Genomic DNA, 21279 nt, shown 5'->3' with positions numbered 1-21279 from the left:
AACGTTACGGTAAACTCACCTTGCGCTGCAGGGTGAGTTTTGTTTTTGGATTTTTAGAGTGTTAACGGAAGTGATTACCTGTAACGACTCGCATTCGAAAACAGTCGGACTCGCAATCAGCGCAATTTTGGGCTCACAATAATTGCAACTGAAATAGGGGTTTGAAGCCCGATCGTGCGAAAGTGTACGCTAAGTACGTTTTTTGACCGACAAAGTCCGCCCGATTGCCCAAGGCAGCACCTCGGTGTATAACGCACCGAAGTGATCTCAGGCTTGAGCTCCACCACCGCCTTGACGGTGTAGCTGCGCTCAGGAAAGGTCACCGCACGGCTTTCATTGCGGGTGTACCCGATCCCGCAGGTAATTGATGTATTCGATGTTGCTCATTCGATGGCGCACAACTTTCCAAGACGTTTCAACGGGAAAACCAGGGGAAAACCAGCGACAGACCACGATATTAATCGTGGTCTGTCGCTTCATGCCCGGAAGGCGCACCAGGGGCTTATCGTCAAAACCAAGAAAAAGGGGACACTCATTAGCCGGTCACCTCGTCAAGCAACGCTGACTTTATTGACGCTGGTGATCGATCCGTTCCAGATCATCTCGTAGTGGGCTGTTTGAATGACCGATAAGACGGGTCTCGGGGTCATCAGCGCCCAGCAGTAGTTGCCCTGCAGACGCACGGAGTTGTACCGCAGGCCAGGGTACCCTGCATCCTTGACTGCCTTCCCCAAGCGATGGGAGTGCGTGTAATCGACGGGATCGTAGACAGGATCATTCATCGCAATGGAGGCGGCATCCCTCATGGCTTCGTCAACGAACGTGCAGGATAACCCGCGGAAAACAAACCTCTCGTAATTGAGGTTGCGGACTTTCGACCAATACTGATCCTGGTGATACTGCACCTCGGCCAGCGCGGTTTCCAGCGTGGCAGCCAGGTACAACACGCCGAAGCTGCCATCGCTGAAACGCGAACCCGCCGGGTTGACGTGGGTGAAAGGCGCTGTTGCGTAAGAGCACCCAGGGATGCCAAAGGGAATCTGCGCACGGGGTATCAGCTCAAGGCGACCTGTCTCATTTTGCAGCCGCGGATTCGTGAGGGCCTGTATCTGATACAGAACATCAAACTCCTCCGTGTCCGCCACGTCGTCAAACAGAGCAATAGGCGGAAACTACTTCACTTGGTACTCAAGGGGTACTGGAGCCTGGGACCACTCGGATCACCGGCACTTCCAACTTGTCGGCGTTTGCCGGATACTGCATGGCAAATGCCGAGTCAATGGAGGTGCTCAATGTTAGCCGAAGTCATGCGCGAACCCGCCTATGGCGCGTACCGAATCCGACTGGAATCGCTCCTGCAGATTCCGACCGACGCGAGCGAGTTGCAGATCCATGAAATCATCCAGTTCGGCTTCGATGCCGGACGATTGATGAAGCTGTGCGAGCAGGGGGATGTGACGCCTTTGGAGCGCGATCAAATCATCCCGTTGAAAACGCTGAAGACTCGTATCGCCAAAGACCAGAAGCTGACCGTCGATGAGAGTGATCGGTTATTCCGTGCGGCCCACATCACCGCCATGGCGGATGTTCTGTTTGGGAATGACGAGAAGGCCAAACGCTGGTTGTCGAAGCCCAAGGATCGGTTCTCGGGGAAAAGTCCAATGGCCATGCTATCGACCATTCAGGGTACCCGACAGGTCGAGGAGATGCTCATCCAGCTGGCAGAAGGCTTTACCTTTTGATTTTCTGGCGGATAAGCGCGTTCGCAGACCTGACAGGGCGTGGTGGCGTTCTCGCGAGTGGACGCTGGCACACAGCTGGAAGGCCAGTCGTTTACCTCGCCGGGACGCCTGCCGGTGCCATGCTTGAAATCCTGGTCCACCTTGAGGTGGATCAGGAAGACTTTCCTGAAACACTGCAACTGCTTAGGGTCGAGATCGCTGATGACGTCCGCATTGCCCTCGCGCCACAACTCAAGGCTGACTGGGCTGACGACCTTCGTCACACCAAAGGGCTGGGCGATGCGTTCCTCAAGACCACTGCAGAACTCCTGATGCCTGTGCCAAGCGCTATCATGCCGCACAGTCAAAATTACCTCTTCAACCCCATGCATCCGGACTCGGCGAGAGCAGTTCTGAGCGGCGAGATCTTCAAGCTGGATAATCGCCTGCTTAAGAAACCGTAAGCAGAACGCCAGGCCAGGGACTCGGCATATTGTTGCGGGTTCTGGTGCAAACTTTTTGCGTAGCCGAGTGCTGTTCACACAGTACCGTCCGTCGGTTTTACCTGTTGACCTGTTATTTCTGACAGTAGCCAGTCCTGTGGGGATGCGCCTTAAATATGGCCATCATTCCAAGGCAGGAACTGCGCCCATGAGCACTTTCAATTCCCTTCTGTTTCCTCTGATCGAACCCCGCACCGGCCTTGAACTTTTCGCGCTCAAGCCTTTGTTTATTGCGGGCATGACCCGGCCCGTGGTGGATGGCGACGGCGGTATCAACATTGCTGTGGTGAGCGACTATCCCGACGGCGTGCTGTGCGTCATCGATCCGTACGTGGGCATGCAAGCCGGGGATCGGCACGATATTTACTGGGGCGTACTGAAGATCTGGCACAAAGAGGTGGGGGCCGATGAAGTTGATAAACGCCTGTATTTCTATCTGCCCACCGAACCGATCAAACCCGATCCTCTCAAGCCCGTTTGGGTCGAGGAAGCTTATTACCAGTTGACCCGCAAAGGCTCGACCGCACCCGATGACCCTTCGGTGCCGTTGCGGCTGCTGGTCAAGCTCGACGAGCCGGGCGGGTACGATAAATTTCCTCATCTGCCCGGTCATTCTGAGCTCAAGCCGGTCGTGCTACCGGACGATGTGATTCAGAACGGCGTCACCGCCGAATGGGCGGAAAAAGGTGTGCCGATGACCGTGCCGGCCTATCCAGGTATCTATTTGCGCGATGTCATTTATCTATGGTGGGGCAGTGTGCGTCTTGCTCCTCATATGGTCACCCAGAGACAGGTCGATGGCAGCGACCCCATCATCATTGTCGCCGATCAGGAGGCGATTCTCGCCGGGGGGGACAGTAACGCGCTGACGGTGGAGTACGAGATGCGCGATGAGGTCTGGAACTGGTGTCAGAAGCGCTCTTTGAGCACCAGGGTACTGGTTGATGCCGGCGCCTGGCGGCTGGAGCCGCCGATTATCAAGGAGTCGATCAATGGGGTGATCGACCTGATCAAATTGGGCAAAGCCAATGTCACGGTACAGATTCATGTCCGTACGGACGATTTCGATATTGGCGATACGGTGGTGATGACCTGGATCGGTACGCCGTTTCAGGGCGAACAGTTGATTCACCGTAGCAAGCCAACACTCATCGGCAATATCCCGAGCATCCTCGAGCTTGAGGTACCGAACGCCGATGTTCGCGCCATTGCCATGGGCAAGGCGGATGCTTCCTATGTGTTGACAAAAAAAGATGGCGGCCCGCCGCTGTCATCCAAACGTACCTTTGCCAATGTGGTCGGTGAAATCTCGCAGTTGCCGGCTCCGAGCATTCGCGAAGTCATCGGCGATACGCTGGAACCTGACGAGAGCATGGCGACGGTGGACATCGGGCCTTGCGACCTCATCAAAGGAGGAGACCTGATCGATCTGGTCTGGCTGGGAACCAAATCCAATGGCCAGCCGTACCTGCATGAAATACCGCACCTTGTCAGCGAGGGCGAGGCTGGACAAACCATTACGCTGTACGTGGAGGCGGAGCACATCAAGGTGCTCGAAAACGGCAAGCTCGATCTGTTTTACCGGGTCTCCAATGATAAGTCGGCGCTCTATGGCGTCAGTGAGTCCGAGCATGCGTTCTTCAGCGTCGAGCGCATTCGCGCCGAGCTGCCGGCGCCCAAGGTGGTGGAAGCTCCGGACGACTTTCTTGACCCGGCATGGGTATCTGGCGGCGCCACCTTGCGCATTGGTTACCTGGGGACAGCGGCAGGCGATGAGCTGACTTACTACTGGCGCGGGCCCACTGCCGCCGGCAGTACCAGCGACTGGATACCGATTACCACCATCATCGCCGGTAAACCGGTGGATTTTCGCATCGACGAGCGGTTCATTACGCCGAATCTGGATCAGCAGGTCGAGGTGCGTTACACCCTTTTGCGTGCGGCTACGGGTAAGTACAGTTATTCGGCGGCGTTGGAGTTGTATGTGGGTAAGGAGGTCAAGCCGACCATCGACAAGGTCACCGACTCGCAGCTGCGGGATATCGCCAACGGCGGCACGACCGTCGATACCACGGTGATCCTGACCGGCAAAGCAATGCCGAATCTGAAAGTGGCCATTACCGATAATGGTGCTTTGCCGCAGACGGTCGATGTCGGGTCCGAAGGGACTTGGACCTCGACCCGCACCGGGCTGACCCGGACCGCGCACAGCTTTGTTGCCAAAGCAAGCTATGGCTCCGGAATGGAATCTCCTGCATGGGACGTGAATGTGGTGGCAGAGGTGCAGCCGAGCATCGACAAGGTCACGGACTCTCGGTTGCAGGATATTGCCAACGGCGGCACGACCCTCGACACCTCGGTGATCCTGACCGGCAAGGCGACGCCGAACCTGAAGGTGGTCATTACCGATAACGGCGCTTTGCCGCAGACGGTCGATGTCCCGGCGAGCGGGATCTGGACCGCGACCCGCACCGGGTTGAGCCGGGCCGCGCACAGCTTCGTCGCGAAGTCGGAATCGCTGACGTCGGCGGCCTGGGGCGTGAATGTGGTGGCAGAGGTGCAGCCGAGCATCGACAAGGTCACGGACTCCAAGTTGCGGGATATCGCCAACGGCGGCACGACCGTCGACACCACGGTGATCCTGACCGGCAAGGCGACGCCGAACCTGAAGGTGGTCATTACCGATAACGGCGCTTTGCCGCAGACGGTCGATGTCCCGGCGAGCGGGATCTGGACCGCGACCCGCACCGGGTTGAGCCGGGCCGCACACAGCTTCGTCGCGAAGTCGGAATCGCTGGCGTCGGCGGCCTGGGGCGTGAATGTGGTGGCGGAGGTGGCACCCACCATCACCTCGGTCAGAGACTCCAAAGGCGAGGTCGGAGCTGGCGGCACGACCTTTGACACCAGTGTCACGCTGAGCGGCAAGGCGAGCCCGAACCAGAAGATCGAGATTTTCGACGGCACGGTTTTCAAGGGGCCGGCCAACGTCAATGCCAGCGGCGACTGGACGGTGCCGCTGACGGGGCTGAGCGTCAGCACCCACAGCATCACGGCCAAGGCGTTGTACGGCAGTGATCCGGTGTCGGCGGCGCGAGTGTTTACCGTAGAGGTTGACACCTGGCGGGACTCCATTACTGACTTCAACGATGGGACCGCAGGTAACTGGCAAATAGGCCCTGCAGGCTTTCAAGGGCGTATTACGGGGGGAGTATTTCATAATGATACGACAGCTTATTCGGGGCATGCCGGAGTGTTGTTCAGTCAAACATTTGGGTTCATGACAGGACGAACCTATTCATTCAGCTATAGCGTTCGAAACTTTAGTCCGCTCGCAAACAATGTGCCGCCGATTTTTTCAGTCAGCACCGCCTTGGGCCAGCAGATTCTTCCTGTCTATAGCGTCCCCAGGACAGGCCAATGGTATCAACAGATTGCCAACTTCACCGTTGCCCAGACAGGAAGTCAGCTAGTGCGCATAGTGAGTCATCAGGACAGGGGAGGTGGCTCTGGCAGTGACGGTGGGAATGACTATCAAATAGATAACATCATTGTAAGAAGACTTTCCTGAAGCTTAAAAAGTAAATGAGCAGAAAAGGTGAAGGTATATTTTTCCGACATGAAAAATAAACCTTCACCCCTTGACTCCAGAAACAAGGAAATGTCCAGTGGATTTTCAGGGTTGCCGGTCGAAAGTGGCGCGACTGTCAACCTGAGGCTGATCCAGATGACCAGCGGACTTGCTCGCCATAGCGCCAGTCCAGGCTACACGGAACCCTCCAATAACTTCTATTCCCCGCCAGCACAAAAGTTGGAAGGCTTCTTGCAGTACCCGCCCTGCGCCTGCTTTCGGCGTCAAAAGTTTGCTTCAAGGGACGGGGAATACCGGTGGATCGCTCTCAGTTAATCAACAACGCTCGCGGCAACCTGGCGGACCTCAGTCGAGGCAATCTGGGTGTGCCGCTGTTGCTGTTGGTCATGCTGGCGATGATGATGTTGCCGATCCCGCCGTTTCTGCTCGACGTGTTTTTCACCTTCAACATTGCCTTGTCGATCGTCGTGCTGCTGGTCTGCGTCTACGCCTTGCGGCCGCTGGATTTTGCGGTGTTTCCGACGATTCTGCTGGTCGCCACCTTGATGCGCCTGGCCCTGAACGTGGCCTCGACCCGGGTGGTGATGCTCCACGGCCAGGACGGGCATGCCGCCGCCGGCAAGGTGATCCAGGCCTTCGGTGAGGTGGTGATCGGCGGTAACTACGTGGTTGGTATCGTGGTCTTCGCGATTCTGATGATTATCAACTTCGTGGTAGTGACCAAGGGTGCCGGACGGATTTCCGAAGTGAGCGCGCGTTTCACCCTCGATGCGATGCCCGGCAAACAGATGGCCATCGACGCCGATTTGAACGCTGGCCTGATCGATCAGGGCCAAGCCAAGGCGCGCCGTATGGAAGTGGCCCAGGAAGCCGAGTTCTACGGTTCCATGGACGGTGCCAGCAAATTCGTTCGCGGCGATGCCATCGCGGGTCTGTTGATTCTGTTTATCAACCTGATTGGCGGCATGGCGGTTGGTATCTTCCAGCACGGCATGACTTTCGCCGATGCGGGCAAGGTCTACGCGCTGTTGACCATCGGTGACGGTTTGGTGGCGCAATTGCCATCACTGTTGCTGTCGACCGCCGCGGCGATCATGGTGACCCGTGCTTCCGGTTCCGAAGACATGGGCAAACAGATCAATCGGCAGATGTTTGCCACGCCCAAGGCCCTGGCCGTGGCCGCCGGCATGATGGCAGTGATGGGCCTGGTGCCGGGCATGCCGCACTTTTCCTTTCTCAGCATGGCAGCGCTGGCTGCCGGCGGCGCTTATCTGTTCTGGAAGAAGCAAAACATCGTCAAGGTTCAGGCTCTGCAAGAGGTCAAGCGTCAGCAGGAACTGCTGCCTTCACCGTCGCGCGCTCAGGAAACCAAGGAGCTGGGCTGGGATGACGTGACGCCGATCGACATGATCGGCCTGGAAGTCGGTTATCGGCTGATCCCGCTGGTGGACCGTAACCAGGGTGGGCAGTTGCTGGCGCGGATCAAGGGGGTGCGCAAGAAGCTTTCCCAGGATCTGGGCTTCCTGATGCCCACTGTGCATATTCGTGACAACCTCGATCTGGCGCCGAGCGCCTACCGCCTCACCTTGATGGGCGTGACCCTGGCCGAAGCCGAGATTTACCCGGATCGTGAACTGGCGATCAACCCGGGGCAGGTTTATGGCTCGCTCAATGGCATTACCGCCAAAGATCCGGCCTTTGGTCTGGAGGCGGTATGGATCGAAATCAGTCAGCGCTCCCAGGCGCAATCGCTGGGGTACACGGTGGTGGACGCCAGTACCGTGGTCGCCACGCACCTTAACCAGATTCTGTACAAGCACTCCAGTGAGCTGATCGGCCACGAAGAAGTCCAGCAACTCATGCAGTTGCTGGCCAAAGGCTCGCCAAAACTGGCTGAAGAGTTGGTGCCGGGCATTCTGTCGTTGTCGCAGCTGCTCAAAGTGCTGCAGGCGTTGTTGGCCGAGCAGGTGCCGGTTCGCGACATTCGCAGCATTGCCGAAGCCGTCGCCAACAATGCCGCCAAGAGTCAAGATACTGCCGCGCTGGTCGCCGCGGTGCGTGTCGGATTATCCCGTGCCATCGTCCAAAGCATTGTGGGGCTTGAGTCGGAGCTGCCTGTGATCACCCTGGAGCCAAGGTTGGAACAGATATTGCTCAATAGTCTGCAGAAGGCAGGACAAGGTCAGGAAGAGGGCGTTCTGCTGGAGCCAAGCATGGCTGAGAAGTTGCAACGCTCGTTGATCGAAGCGGCGCAGCGTCAGGAAATGCAAGGTCAGCCGGTGATTCTGCTGGTAGCCGGTCCGGTCCGCGCGATGCTCTCGCGGTTCGGACGGCTGGCAGTCCCGGGTTTGCATGTGTTGGCGTATCAGGAAATTCCTGACAACAAGCAAGTGACCATCGTTGCGACAGTAGGGCCCAACGGCTGAGGTAGTGGTTTATGCAAGTTAAGCGTTTTTTCGCCGCCGATATGCGCCAGGCCATGAAGCTGGTTCGCGATGAGCTGGGCGCTGATGCTGCCATTATCGGTAATCGCCGGATCGCCGGCGGTGTCGAGCTGACGGCTGCGCTTGATTACAAACTGTCCGCGCTGGCACCCCGCGTACCGAATATCGAGCTCGAAGACGAATTACGCAAAACCCAGTCGCGGATTGTCACGGCCCAGGCTGAGCTGAGCCTGCGCGGTGACGGCGATTCAACCACCAATCGCCAGTTGTTCGCCGGTTTGCCGCTGACCGCCGCCGAACCCTTGATCGAGCCGACGTTTGCCGAACCCCGCCGTCCAGCACCGGCACCTGCCGCTCCGGCTGTGGATCAGCGGGTGTTCGACTCGATGCGTTTCGAGCTCAACGGTCTGCGTGAACTGCTGGAAGTGCAGTTGGGTTCGCTCGCCTGGAATCAGTTGCAAGGCAGCAAACCACAGCAGGCCAACCTCTGGCGTCGCCTGCAACGCATCGGTCTGTCCGGTCCACTGTCGCGCGATCTGCTGGCGCTGACCGCTGAAATTGAAGAGCCTCGCCAGGCCTGGCGCATGCTGTTGGCGCACCTGGCGCGGATGATCGCCACACCCGAGATCGAGCCGCTGGAAGAGGGTGGGGTGATCGCCATGGTCGGCCCGGCCGGCATGGGCAAGACCACTACGCTGGCCAAACTGGCGGCGCGTTATGTGCTCAAGTACGGCGCGCAGAACATCGCGCTGGTGAGCATGGACAGCTACCGGATTGGCGCTCAGGAACAACTCAAGACCCTGGGGCGCATCCTCAATGTCTCCGTGACCCACCTCGACCCGGGCCAGTCCCTGGGGCAGGCGCTCGATCCGCTGCTGCGCAAGCGTGTGGTGTTGATCGATACCGCCGGCCTTCAGGCCAGCGACCCGGCGTTGCGCATGCAGCTGGAAAGCCTGGCCGGTCGCGGGATCAAATCAAAAAATTATCTGGTGTTGGCAACAACCAGCCAAAAACAGGTTCTAACCGCTGCTTATCACAGTTACAAACGTTGTGGGCTGGCCGGCTGCATCCTGACTAAACTGGATGAAACGGCGAGTCTGGGCGAAGTGTTGAGTCTGGCGATCAGTCACGAATTACCCGTTGCCTATCTGACCGATGGGCCGCGGATTCCGGATGATCTGCATTTGCCGCGGCGCCATCAATTGGTCAGTCGCGCCGTGAGTGTGCAGATGCAGGAAGAACCCAGCGAAGAAGCCATGGCTGATATGTTCGCTGATCTCTACCACAGTCCGGCCAAGCGGGTCGGCTGAGGTAATAATGAATAGATTGCAGTGTATCTACATCGATGGTCTGCCATGCATTGTTCCAATGGTGAACGCGCAGCCAGTTATGTGGCCTCCGTCTAAGTAAGACAAGGTAAAAAACGAACATGGGTAGCATGCATCCCGTACAGGTGATCGCGGTGACCGGCGGCAAAGGTGGCGTCGGGAAGACTAACGTGTCAGTGAACTTGTCCCTGGCTCTAGCTGAGCTCGGCCGGCGCGTCATGCTGCTGGATGCCGATCTGGGGCTGGCGAACGTCGACGTTCTGTTGGGACTGACACCCAAACGCACTTTGGCCGATGTGGTCGAGGGGCGCTGTGAGCTGCGCGATGTGCTGCTGCAGGGACCCGGCGGAATTCGCATTGTCCCCGCGGCGTCCGGCACGCAGAGCATGGTGCATTTGAGTCCGGCGCAACATGCCGGGCTGATCCAGGCTTTCAGCGATATCGGCGACAACCTCGACGTGCTGGTGATCGACACCGCCGCCGGGATTGGCGAGTCGGTCGTCAGTTTCGTGCGCGCCGCCCAGGAAGTCCTGCTGGTGGTCTGCGACGAGCCGACCTCGATCACCGATGCCTACGCGCTGATCAAATTGCTCAATCGCGATTACGGCATGAACCGCTTCCGGGTGCTCGCCAACATGGCGCAGAGCCCGCAGGAAGGCCGCAATCTGTTCGCCAAGTTGACCAAGGTCACGGATCGCTTCCTGGACGTGGCCTTACAATACGTCGGTGCGGTTCCCTACGACGAGTGCGTGCGCAAGGCTGTGCAGAAACAGCGTGCGGTCTATGAAGCGTTCCCGCGCTCGAAGTGCTCGCTGGCGTTCAAGGCTATTGCCCAGAAGGTCGATACCTGGCCGCTACCTGCCAATCCTCGTGGGCATCTGGAATTTTTCGTCGAACGGCTGGTGCATCAGACAGCGGGTCCTGTTCTATGACAGCCAGCGGTTACAACCTTTACAAGACGTCGGCGCGTGACAGCCAGTACGAACTGATCGAGCGCTATGCGCCACTGGTCAAGCGTATTGCCTACCACTTGCTGGCGCGCCTGCCGGCCAGTGTTCAGGTCGAGGATCTGATCCAGGCCGGGATGATCGGCTTGCTGGAAGTGTCGACCAAATACGACGCCAGCAAGGGCGCGAGTTTCGAGACTTACGCGGGTATCCGCATTCGTGGCGCGATGCTCGATGAAGTGCGTAAAGGCGACTGGGCTCCACGTTCGGTCCACCGCAATACCCGGATGGTCAGTGACGCAATCCGCTCAATTGAAGCTAAAACCGGCCGTGACGCTAAAGATCATGAAGTTGCGGCCGAACTCCAATTGAGTCTCGATGATTATTACGGGATTTTGAACGACACCCTGGGTAGCCGCTTATTCAGTTTCGACGATCTGTTGCAGGACGGCGAGCATGAAGGGCTGCACGAGGATGGCGCGAGTGCTCATCTCGAGCCGTCGCGTGATCTGGAAGATGAACGTTTCCAGGCTGCGTTGGCGGACGCGATTGCCAATTTGCCGGAGCGTGAGCGACTGGTGTTGGCGCTGTACTACGACGAAGAGCTGAACCTCAAGGAAATCGGTGAGGTCCTGGGGGTCAGCGAATCGCGGGTCAGCCAGTTACACAGCCAGTGCGCGGCCCGTTTACGGGGGCGTTTGGGGGAGTGGCGAGCGCGCTGACAGGCAGTGTGGGGACACTGCGAACGAGGTTGGTACGGCATTTTGCTGCACCGGTCACGGCCCGTTGTAATCCATACAACCGTTGAGTGTTACGCCTAATTGATTGAATGGCGCGTTCAGGTGCTGCGCGCGTTTTAAGACTGCTTGGAGGTCGAATTGGACAAGAATATGAAAATCCTCATCGTTGATGACTTCTCAACGATGCGGCGGATCATAAAAAACCTGTTGCGTGACCTTGGGTTCACCAACACGGTCGAGGCGGATGACGGTACTACCGCGATTCCGGTCCTCAACAGCGGGAGCATCGACTTTCTGGTAACGGACTGGAACATGCCCGGCATGACCGGTATCGATCTACTGCGCCACGTGCGTGCCGATGAAAAGCTCAAGCACCTGCCGGTGCTGATGGTCACGGCCGAAGCCAAGCGCGAGCAAATCATCGAAGCCGCTCAGGCCGGTGTGAACGGCTATGTGGTCAAACCATTCACGGCTCAGGCGTTGAAAGACAAGATTGAAAAGATCTTCGAACGCATCGGTTGATGAGTCCGCCACGGGGGAGCTATGGAGCATAACGAAACTTCACAGGGCGATTTTGAATCGACCCTGAAAAAACATGCCCGCGAACTGGTCGACAGCCTTGAAAAAGGCCGGTTCGGCGATGCTGTGCAACTGATCCATGAGCTCAACCAGACTCGTGATCGCGGCCTGTACCTGGAAGTCGGCAAGCTCACCCGCGAACTGCATAGTGCAATCGTCAATTTTCAGATTGACCCGAATATGCCGCAAGCCGAGGAAGTTTCACAGATCACGGATGCCACTGAGCGCCTGTCCTATGTGGTCAGGCTGACCGAGGCTGCGGCCAACCGCACCATGGACCTGGTCGAGAACAGTACCCCGCTGGTCAACGGTCTGAGCAACGAGGCTCAGGCCTTGAGCGAGGACTGGGGGCGGTTCATGCGCCGCGAAGTCGGTGCGCAAGAGTTCCGCGAGCTGGCCCGGCGGGTAGAGGGTTTTCTGACCCGTAGCGAGCAACAGACTCGCGTCGTGTCGAGCAATCTCAACGACATCCTGCTGGCTCAGGATTACCAGGACCTCACGGGTCAGGTGATCAAGCGCGTGACGCAACTGGTCACGGAAGTCGAAAGCAATCTGCTCAAACTCGTGCTGATGGCCAGTCAGGTCGACCGGTTTGCGGGCATTGAACATGACCACGAATCGATCCTCGCAGAAAAAGATCCGCAAAAACATCTCTCTCAGGGTGAAGGTCCGCAGATTCATGCCGATAAAAGAGCAGACGTTGTGTCCGGTCAGGACGATGTGGACGATTTGCTATCCAGCCTTGGATTTTAGGTTTTTAGACCTGTTAGGAGCACACCCTTAATGAGCTTCGGCGCCGATGAAGAGATCCTTCAGGATTTCCTGGTTGAGGCCGGCGAGATTCTTGAGCAACTGTCCGAGCAACTGGTCGAGCTTGAAAGCCGGCCAGATGATGCAGACTTGCTCAACGCAATTTTTCGCGGTTTTCACACTGTAAAAGGGGGCGCCGGCTTCCTCCAGCTCAACGAGCTGGTGGAGTGCTGTCACATCGCCGAGAACGTCTTCGACATCCTGCGCAAGGGTGAGCGTCGCGTCGACTCGGAATTGATGGACGTGGTTCTGGAAGCGCTGGATGCGGTGAACGGCATGTTCACCGAAGTGCGCGAACGCAGCCCGATCACGGCTGCCACGCCTGAATTGCTGGCGGCTCTGGCCCGTCTGGCCGAGCCGCAAACCGAGGCTGCATCCGCTCCGGTTGCCGACATGGTCGAAGAACCGGCTGGCGAAAGCGAATCGGGCGACATCACCGATAACGAGTTCGAACAACTGCTGGACTCGCTGAACGCCGTCAAGGCACAGGCCGAGGCTCCGACGGCTGCTCTTCTACCTGCCAGCAATGCTGCGGCCAGTGATGAAATCACCGATGCCGAGTTCGAGTCGTTGCTCGATCAGCTGCACGGCAAAGGCCAGTTCGCCGTCGATGCGGTGGTCGCAGCACCCGCTGCACCAGCTGCTCCGAAAGCGGCAGGCGACAGCTCCGATATCACTGACGACGAATTCGAAGCGCTGCTCGATCAGTTGCACGGCAAGGGCAACTTTGCCGTTGATGCGCTGGAATCGGCCATTGCTTCGGCACCGGTCCCGGCTGCGCCAACCGCTGCAGCTGTCGGCAGCGATCTGATCTCCGATCACGAGTTCGAATCGCTGCTCGACGAATTGCACGGCAAGGGCAAGTTCACTGAAGTTGGCACCGCTACCGGCGCCAGCGCTTCGGTTGCGGCGCCGGTTGCCAAGGCTGTTGCACCGAAACCCGTCGCCAAAGCGCCCGAGCCTAGAGCCGAAGCACCGAAGCCTGCTGCAGCCGCTGCGACGGCTGCGGCCCGTGCCCCGGCCGCGCCACCTGCGGAAAAACCGGCCAGTGAAGCCGAGACCACCGTGCGGGTCGATACCGCGCGGCTGGACGAGATCATGAACATGGTCGGCGAATTGGTGCTGGTGCGTAACCGCTTGGTCCGTCTAGGCCTCAATAGCGGCGACGAAGCCATGTCCAAAGCCGTGTCGAACCTCGACGTGGTGACCGCCGACTTGCAGACCGCGGTGATGAAAACCCGGATGCAGCCGATCAAGAAAGTCTTCGGCCGCTTCCCGCGACTGGTTCGCGACCTGGCTCGTCAGTTGAAGAAAGAGATTGCCCTGGAGTTGGTCGGCGAAGAAACCGATCTCGACAAGAACCTCGTCGAGGCCCTGGCCGACCCGCTGGTCCACTTGGTACGCAACTCGGTCGACCACGGTATCGAAGAGCCGGCTGAGCGCGAAGCGATGGGCAAACCCCGCAGCGGCAAAGTAATTCTGTCCGCTGAACAGGAAGGCGACCACATCCTGCTGTCCATCTCCGATGACGGCAAGGGCATGGACGCCGATGTTCTGCGCGGTATCGCCGTGAAGAAAGGCCTGATGGACAAGGATGCGGCGGACCGTCTCAGCGAGACCGATTGCTTCAACCTGATCTTCGCTCCGGGGTTCTCGACCAAGACCGAGATTTCCGACGTCTCCGGGCGCGGCGTGGGCATGGACGTGGTGAAAACCAAGATCGCCCAGCTCAACGGCACCATCAATATCTACTCGACCAAGGGCAAGGGCTCGAAGATCGTCATCAAGGTCCCGCTGACCCTGGCGATCATGCCGACGCTGATGGTCATGCTCGGCAACCAGGCCTTTGCTTTCCCGCTGGTCAACGTCAACGAGATTTTCCATCTCGACCTGTCGCGCACCAACGTGGTCGATGGCCAGGAAGTGGTCATCGTGCGCGACAAGGCGCTGCCGCTGTTCTACCTCAAGCGCTGGCTGGTCGCCTCCGCCGCTCACGAAGAGCAGCGAGAAGGCCACGTGGTGATCCTTTCGGTGGGCACCCAGCGGATCGGCTTTGTCGTCGATCAACTGGTCGGTCAGGAAGAAGTGGTCATCAAGCCATTGGGCAAGATGCTCCAGGGAACCCCGGGCATGTCCGGCGCCACCATTACCGGTGACGGCCGCATCGCCTTGATTCTCGATGTCCCGAGCATGCTCAAGCGTTACGCCGCGCGGCGAATTTGATTCTGGCAGAGCGGGGCGGTTTTGCCCCGCTCTGCCTAACGGAGTGTTTATGGTAGTCAAGGTCCTGGTGGTGGATGATTCGGGTTTTTTCCGCCGCCGCGTCTCGGAAATTCTTTCAGCGGATCCGAATATCCAGGTCGTCGGTACGGCGACCAACGGCAAAGAGGCGATCGATCAGGCGCAGGCATTAAAGCCGGACGTGATCACCATGGACTACGAGATGCCGATGATGGATGGCATCACGGCAGTGCGGCACATCATGCAGCGCTGCCCGACTCCGGTATTGATGTTCTCCTCGCTGACCCATGAAGGCGCTCGCGTTACCCTCGACGCGCTGGATGCCGGCGCGGTGGATTTCCTGCCGAAGAATTTCGAAGACATCTCGCGCAATCCCGAGAAGGTCAAGCAACTGCTGTGCGAGAAGATCCACACCATTTCGCGCAGCAACCGTCGTTTCAGTGCTTACAGCGCTCCGGCGCCACAGCCTGTCGCTGCGCCCGCACCGTCACCTGCTGTCAGCAGTTTTGGCAGCAGTGCGCCTGCGCGTCCCGCGCCGGTGCCGATTCCTGCCCGTGCGCCGGCGGCCGGCCCGAGCTCGCCGGCACCGAAACGCAAAGCCTACAAACTGGTCGCGATCGGCACCTCTACGGGCGGCCCGGTCGCGTTGCAGCGTGTGTTGACCCAATTGCCGGCCAACTTCCCGGCGCCGATCGTGCTGATCCAGCACATGCCGGCGGCCTTCACCAAGGCGTTCGCCGAGCGTCTGGACAAGCTGTGCCGCATCAGTGTCAAGGAAGCCGAGGATGGCGACATCCTGCGTCCAGGCCTGGCGCTGCTGGCGCCGGGTGGCAAGCAAATGATGATCGATGGCCGTGGCGCGGTGAAAATCCTTCCGGGCGACGAGCGTCTGAATTACAAACCGAGCGTGGACATCACCTTCGGTTCGGCAGCCAAATCCTACGGTGACAAAGTTCTGGCGGTGGTGCTCACCGGCATGGGCGCCGACGGTCGTGAAGGCGCACGTCTGCTCAAGCAGGGCGGCAGTGCGATCTGGGCCCAGGATGAGGCCAGCTGCGTGATCTACGGCATGCCGATGGCCATAGTCAAAGCGGACCTGGCGGATGCCGTGTACGGCCTGGACGAGATTGGCAAGCATCTGGTCGAGGCGTGCCTCTGATGGATGTTTTAAGCCTTATCGGGATCATCCTGGCGTTTGTCGCCATCATTGGTGGCAACTACCTGGAAGGTGGTCATCTCAGTGCGCTGGCCAACGGCCCGGCGGCGCTGATCGTATTGGGCGGTACTGTCGGCGCCGCGTTGTTGCAGTCGCCGATGAGTGCCTTCAAACGCGCCATGCAGATCCTTGTCTGGATTCTGTTTCCGCCCCATCTCGATCTGGCCGGTGGCATCGATCGCGTGGTGAACTGGAGCCTGACCGCCCGCAAGGAAGGTTTGCTGGGTCTTGAAGGCGTGGCCGATGCCGAGCCCGACGACTACTCGCGCAAAGGCCTGCAGTTGTTGGTCGACGGTGCTGAACCGGAAGCGATCCGCAGCATCCTCGAGGTGGATTTCTACACCCAGGAGAGCCGTGACATCGACGCTGCCAAAGTCTTTGAAAGCATGGGCGGTTATGCGCCGACCATCGGCATCATCGGTGCGGTCATGGGCTTGATCCATGTCATGGGCAATCTGGGCGACCCTTCGCAACTGGGCAGCGGGATCGCCGTGGCTTTTGTCGCGACTATCTACGGTGTCGCCAGTGCCAACCTGGTGCTGCTGCCGATTGCCAGCAAACTCAAGTCGATCGCGGTGCGTCAGTCGCGTTATCGCGAGATGTTGCTCGAAGGCATTCTGTCGATTGCCGAAGGTGAGAACCCTCGTTCCATTGAGTTGAAGCTTCAGGGCTTCATGGACTGATGGGGGTAATGGACCATGGCACGTCGTCGCCAACCTGAAGAACACGTCAACCACGAACGGTGGCTGGTGTCGTACGCCGACTTCATCACGCTGCTGTTCGCCTTCTTTGTCGTTATGTATTCGATCTCTTCGATCAACGAAGGCAAATACAAAGAGATTTCCCAGGCACTGATCGGCGTGTTCAACGACCCGCAGCGCACTCTCAAGCCGATACCCATCGGTGACGAGCGCCCCAAGACAGTCACGCCGGCCAAACCCTTGGTCAAGGACAGCGAGCAGACTGACGCTGGCATTGCTCAGGCGAGTAACGATCCGCTGAAATCCATCGCCGATGACATCAGCGCGGCGTTCGGTGACCTGATCAGCTCCAGGCAGATGACCATCCGCGGCAATGAGTTGTGGGTCGAAATCGAGTTGAACTCCAGCCTGCTGTTCGGTAGCGGTGACGCCATGCCCAGTGATATCGCGTTCAACATCATCGATAAGGTGGCGAAGATTCTGAAACCCTTCGACAACCCGATTCACGTCGAAGGTTTCACCGACGATCAGCCGATCCGCACTTCGCAATACCCGACCAACTGGGAACTGTCGTCGGCCCGCTCGGCCAGTATTGTGCGCATGCTCGCCATGGAAGGGGTGAATCCGGGGCGCCTGGCTTCGGTCGGCTATGGCGAATTCCAGCCGGTGGCCAATAACGCGACCGTCGAAGGCCGGGCGCGCAACCGCCGCGTGGTGCTGGTGGTGTCACGCAACCTCGATGTACGCCGCAGCCTGACCGGTACCGGAACCGCCAATGCCAAACCCGATGCCGCATTGAAGCGTGCTGGCACACAAACTGCACCCACGCCTGTAAAGTCGCCGGGACGAGAGAGCGCCGTCAATTCTCCGTCGCCAGCCCTGTAACTTAGCGCCATTTCCCGGTTGCGCCTGTTAGACCGGGAGGAAGGATCTGAATGAGAGTCTGGGCAGTCGCCAATCAAAAGGGTGGTGTTGGAAAAACCACTACTTCCATCGCTTTAGCCGGTTTGCTGGCTGAGGCGGGCAAGCGCGTGGTCGTGGTCGATCTCGACCCCCACGGCTCGATGACCAGCTACTTCGGCTACGATCCCGACAGCCTGGAACATAGCAGCTACGACCTGTTCCTGCACAAGGGCAGCGTGCCGGCGGGGTTGCCCGCTCAACTGCTGCTGTCGACCAGTGACGAACGCATTTCCCTGCTGCCTTCCAGCACCGCGCTGGCCACCCTTGAGCGTCAGTCGCCAGGGCAGAGCGGCCTGGGTCTGGTGATCGCCAAGAGCCTCGCGCAGTTGTGGCAGGATTTTGATTACGCGGTGATCGACAGCCCGCCGTTGCTCGGTGTGCTGATGGTCAATGCCTTGGCGGCCAGCCAGCAGTTGGTGATCCCGGTTCAGACCGAACACCTGGCAGTCAAAGGCCTCGAGCGCATGGTCAACACCCTGGCGATGATCAACCGTTCGCGCAAGCAAGCGTTGCCATTCAGCATCGTGCCAACCCTGTTCGACCGCCGAACCCAGGCTTCCATGGGCACGTTGCGGGTGCTGCGCGACAGGTACCCCGAAGACATCTGGCAAGGCTACATTCCGGTCGATACCCGCTTGCGCGATGCCAGCCGGGCAGGGTTGACGCCCTCCCGATTCGACGGCAAAAGCCGCGGGGTTCTGGCCTATCGGGCGTTGCTCAAACACCTGCTTGCCCAGCAACTCGTTCCGCAGGTGGCTTGAGATGACGCTTATTTCCAATGCGGGAGTGGTGTTCCAATGAACCGTCCTGTGAAGATTACGACCCGGCCGCAACTGGCGCTGCAGTCTTATCTCGACGCGTTGTTGCAGGACGCGACCGAAGCGCTTGAGCTGACGCCCCAAGCGTTGCCTGAGGTCGTCGACCTGCTGGACACGCTGGATGAATTCGAAGCCGCCGTGCTTGAAGAGCGGACTCGCGATGCGCAGCCGCAAAGCGTGGTCGCCCCGGTTGTAGCTGCCGCCGTGCAGGCGCCGACGCCAACCGCTGCGCCGGTGCTGGAAGTGCCTGCACCGATTCTCGCCCCGGTTGAACGGGCCGCGCCGACGCTGCAAGCGTTGGTCCCGCCGGTGGTCGAAGTTCATCTGCCGCCGAGCAACACACCGCCGCCAGTGGAAAACGATGGCCGTCCGTCATGGGCTGCCGAGCCGTTCGAGTGCCTGCTGTTCGATGTGGCCGGTCTGACGCTGGCAGTGCCGTTGGTGTGTCTGGGCTCGATCTATTCGCTGGCCGGTCACGAGCTGACACCACTGTTCGGTCAGCCGGAGTGGTTCCTCGGGATTCTGCCGAGCCAGGCCGGCAACCTCAAAGTGCTGGATACCGCGCGCTGGGTCATGCCCGATCGCTACCGCGATGATTTCCGCCAGGGCCTGCAATACGTGATCTCGGTTCAGGGTTATGAATGGGGGCTGGCGGTGCATCAGGTCAGCCGTTCCTTGCGCCTGGACCCGAACGAAATCAAATGGCGCACCCATCGTGGTCAACGTCCGTGGCTGGCCGGCACGGTGATTGAGCACATGTGTGCGCTGCTGGATGTGTCCGAGCTGGCGGAGCTGATTGCCAGCGGCGGGGCAAAGCAGATGCTCGGCAGCAAGCCGGCCAACAGACCTGCATAAACCAATAACAGGCCGCGCTTTGAGTACGGCCAGACAGAACACACACCGTTTTCAACGGTTTTTCGAGGGGTCAGGGTATGAATGATAAGGCGTCGTCTGCAAAGGGTTCCGAAGATCCGATCCTGCAATGGGTAACCTTCAAGCTGGACAATGAAACCTACGGCATCAACGTGATGCGCGTTCAGGAAGTCCTGCGTTACACCGAAATCGCCCCTGTGCCGGGTGCACCCAGCTACGTGCTGGGGATCATCAACCTGCGTGGCAACGTGGTCACCGTGATCGACACTCGTCAGCGCTTCGGCCTGATGAACGCCGAGATCAGCGACAACACCCGTATCGTGATCATCGAAGCCGACAAGCAAGTGGTCGGGATCATGGTCGACAGCGTGGCCGAAGTGGTTTACCTGCGTCAGTCGGAAATCGAAACCGCGCCTAACGTCGGTAACGAAGAATCGGCCAAGTTCATCCAGGGCGTGTGCAACAAGAACAACGAGTTGCTGATTCTGGTCGAGCTGGACAAGATGATGAGCGAAGAAGAATGGTCGGACCTGGAGCAAATCTGATTGATTCTTGAGGTTGCGGTGATTGTCCTGTTCATCTTCTGGGCAGGCACGCTGGCGATGTTCCTGACGTACGTACGCCGCCAGCGTCTGATCGCGGTGCAACAGGCCCAGGGCGATGCGCTGCGTGACCAGCGCATCAAGGACCTGGCCAAGCGCGTCGACGACTACCTGAACGGGAATGTCCGGATGGGTGAGGCTCTGCACGAACTGCGCGCGGTGGTAGGGCCGTTGCCGGACAAACTGGCCCAACTGGAGCAGCGCGATCCGACCAGCCTGTCATTCGCCCAGGCCGCACGCCTGGTCGGAATGGGCGCCAGCGTCGACGAGTTGACCCAGTCCTGCGGATTGACCCAGGCAGAAGCCGAGTTGATGAGAAAGTTGCATAAAAGCTGAAGCGACGCGGCGTGGCGAGGGAGCTTGCTCCCGCTGGGCTGCGAAGCAGCCCTAAAGCCTGCAACGGCGTTCTTTCAGGAAAATTGAATCAGCCGCTTTGCGACTGCTGCGCAGCCGAGCGGGAGCAAGCTCCCTCGCCACAGGGGACTTGTTGCGTTCTCTGGCTTAATAACCCTCCCGGCGGTCCGGTATAACTCCTGTGTGCTGGACACCTTGATTACCGCTCACGCTTCACTATTATCCAGATGCCATCACACGGGTGACGGCCTTTGTTAAGGGCATGTATGCTGGATATATTGCGTGGTACGCCGCTTTGGGTTTATGCCGTTTTTTTCGTCGTAACTTATTACGGCGTTCTTGCCTGTTTCGAAGTCATGAAACAAAAAGATCTTTGCAGTTGATACCGCTGATTTTCGTAACAGTATCGTTGTTTTCCTTGAATCTTTCTCAGGGCGTATTTACGCCGCTGGCGTCTTATGGCGCGAGTTTGACGATAGGGTGGTTCATAGCTTCCTGGTTTTACTCGTATCGTGATATTGGGCGAGAAGGTGACAGCCTTGTTATTGGTGGTTCGCCAAAAGTGTTGATGGTTTACTGGGTTTTTTTCGCGTGGCGGTACTATAGCGGTTATCACGCAGCAATTAGTCCAGATACAGTCAATGACATCTCGGTCATTGCCTGTTCCTCTCTTGCGTCGGGTCTTATAAATGGCTTGATTGTCGGTCGGTCCTTCATGTTGTTGCGTTTTTTCAAGGTCGACAAGATTCCAGCCCAGTAAATGAAGCTATGAATAACTGTGGGTCTTCGGTATCCCTGATGCACCGGGTTATCGTTCTTCGCGGGCAAGCCCGCTCCCACAAAGTGAGCG

The 21279-nt window shown here is 58.7% G+C and carries 19 protein-coding genes; 18 read left to right on the top strand and 1 reads right to left on the bottom strand.

Annotated features, from left to right (window positions below):
- Window positions 1–551 precede the first annotated feature (551 nt).
- The gene (locus tag AC3I0A_RS19120; RefSeq protein WP_489378549.1) at window positions 552–1163 is read right to left on the bottom strand and encodes an RES family NAD+ phosphorylase; all 612 of its coding nucleotides are present in this window, start codon (window positions 1161–1163) and stop codon (window positions 552–554) included.
- A gap of 129 nt (window positions 1164–1292) precedes the next feature.
- On the opposite strand from AC3I0A_RS19120, the gene AC3I0A_RS19115 reads away from it, so the two are divergent.
- The 18 genes from AC3I0A_RS19115 to AC3I0A_RS19030 all read left to right on the top strand — a co-directional run bounded on the left by AC3I0A_RS19115 (window position 1293) and on the right by AC3I0A_RS19030 (window position 21189).
- Complete coding sequence (locus tag AC3I0A_RS19115) at window positions 1293–1742, top strand: Xre family toxin-antitoxin system antitoxin (protein WP_489373820.1); 450 nt, start codon at window positions 1293–1295, stop codon at window positions 1740–1742.
- Complete coding sequence (locus tag AC3I0A_RS19110) at window positions 1739–2185, top strand: RES family NAD+ phosphorylase (protein WP_489373819.1); 447 nt, start codon at window positions 1739–1741, stop codon at window positions 2183–2185. Before AC3I0A_RS19115 ends, AC3I0A_RS19110 begins: the two co-directional genes overlap by 4 nt.
- Before the next feature lie 187 nt (window positions 2186–2372).
- Window positions 2373–5792 (top strand): hypothetical protein, encoded by a 3420-nt coding sequence (locus AC3I0A_RS19105; protein WP_489373817.1) that lies wholly within the window; start codon window positions 2373–2375, stop codon window positions 5790–5792.
- 317 nt (window positions 5793–6109) lie between these two features.
- Window positions 6110–8239, top strand: a complete 2130-nt coding sequence (flhA, locus tag AC3I0A_RS19100; protein ID WP_489373816.1) for a flagellar biosynthesis protein FlhA — start codon at window positions 6110–6112, stop codon at window positions 8237–8239.
- Between the two features lie 11 nt (window positions 8240–8250).
- A complete protein-coding gene (gene flhF, locus AC3I0A_RS19095) occupies window positions 8251–9567 on the top strand; it encodes a flagellar biosynthesis GTPase FlhF (RefSeq protein ID WP_489373814.1) in 1317 nt (438 codons plus the stop codon).
- Between the two features lie 119 nt (window positions 9568–9686).
- Window positions 9687–10517: a flagellar synthesis regulator FleN gene (gene fleN / locus AC3I0A_RS19090; RefSeq protein WP_489356844.1), complete on the top strand. Its 831-nt coding sequence runs from the start codon at window positions 9687–9689 to the stop codon at window positions 10515–10517.
- Window positions 10514–11254, top strand: coding sequence for an RNA polymerase sigma factor FliA (fliA, locus tag AC3I0A_RS19085; protein ID WP_489373812.1), 741 nt, complete (start codon window positions 10514–10516; stop codon window positions 11252–11254). The genes fleN and fliA overlap by 4 nt, the downstream gene beginning before the upstream one ends.
- Before the next feature lie 168 nt (window positions 11255–11422).
- Window positions 11423–11794: a chemotaxis response regulator CheY gene (locus tag AC3I0A_RS19080; RefSeq protein WP_024012118.1), complete on the top strand. Its 372-nt coding sequence runs from the start codon at window positions 11423–11425 to the stop codon at window positions 11792–11794.
- 21 nt (window positions 11795–11815) lie between these two features.
- Window positions 11816–12604, top strand: coding sequence for a protein phosphatase CheZ (locus AC3I0A_RS19075; RefSeq protein WP_489373810.1), 789 nt, complete (start codon window positions 11816–11818; stop codon window positions 12602–12604).
- A 30-nt stretch (window positions 12605–12634) separates the two neighbouring features.
- Window positions 12635–14884, top strand: coding sequence for a chemotaxis protein CheA (locus tag AC3I0A_RS19070; protein ID WP_489373808.1), 2250 nt, complete (start codon window positions 12635–12637; stop codon window positions 14882–14884).
- A 49-nt stretch (window positions 14885–14933) separates the two neighbouring features.
- Window positions 14934–16061 (top strand): protein-glutamate methylesterase/protein-glutamine glutaminase, encoded by a 1128-nt coding sequence (locus AC3I0A_RS19065; protein ID WP_489373806.1) that lies wholly within the window; start codon window positions 14934–14936, stop codon window positions 16059–16061.
- A complete protein-coding gene (locus AC3I0A_RS19060; protein WP_489373804.1) occupies window positions 16061–16801 on the top strand; it encodes a flagellar motor protein in 741 nt (246 codons plus the stop codon). The genes AC3I0A_RS19065 and AC3I0A_RS19060 overlap by 1 nt, the downstream gene beginning before the upstream one ends.
- Window positions 16802–16816: 15 nt before the next feature.
- Window positions 16817–17704, top strand: coding sequence for a flagellar motor protein MotD (gene motD / locus AC3I0A_RS19055; protein ID WP_489373802.1), 888 nt, complete (start codon window positions 16817–16819; stop codon window positions 17702–17704).
- 50 nt (window positions 17705–17754) lie between these two features.
- Complete coding sequence (locus AC3I0A_RS19050; protein WP_489373800.1) at window positions 17755–18543, top strand: ParA family protein; 789 nt, start codon at window positions 17755–17757, stop codon at window positions 18541–18543.
- Between the two features lie 36 nt (window positions 18544–18579).
- Window positions 18580–19455: a CheW domain-containing protein gene (locus AC3I0A_RS19045; RefSeq protein WP_489373798.1), complete on the top strand. Its 876-nt coding sequence runs from the start codon at window positions 18580–18582 to the stop codon at window positions 19453–19455.
- A gap of 77 nt (window positions 19456–19532) precedes the next feature.
- The gene (locus AC3I0A_RS19040; RefSeq protein WP_489373797.1) at window positions 19533–20018 is read left to right on the top strand and encodes a chemotaxis protein CheW; all 486 of its coding nucleotides are present in this window, start codon (window positions 19533–19535) and stop codon (window positions 20016–20018) included.
- A complete protein-coding gene (locus tag AC3I0A_RS19035; RefSeq protein WP_489373796.1) occupies window positions 20019–20411 on the top strand; it encodes a DUF2802 domain-containing protein in 393 nt (130 codons plus the stop codon).
- 397 nt (window positions 20412–20808) lie between these two features.
- Complete coding sequence (locus AC3I0A_RS19030) at window positions 20809–21189, top strand: hypothetical protein (RefSeq protein WP_489373794.1); 381 nt, start codon at window positions 20809–20811, stop codon at window positions 21187–21189.
- Window positions 21190–21279 lie beyond the last annotated feature (90 nt).

Source organism: Pseudomonas sp. KH_024_B2 (assembly GCF_057839965.1).
This window is presented reverse-complemented; position numbering and strand designations above follow the sequence as displayed.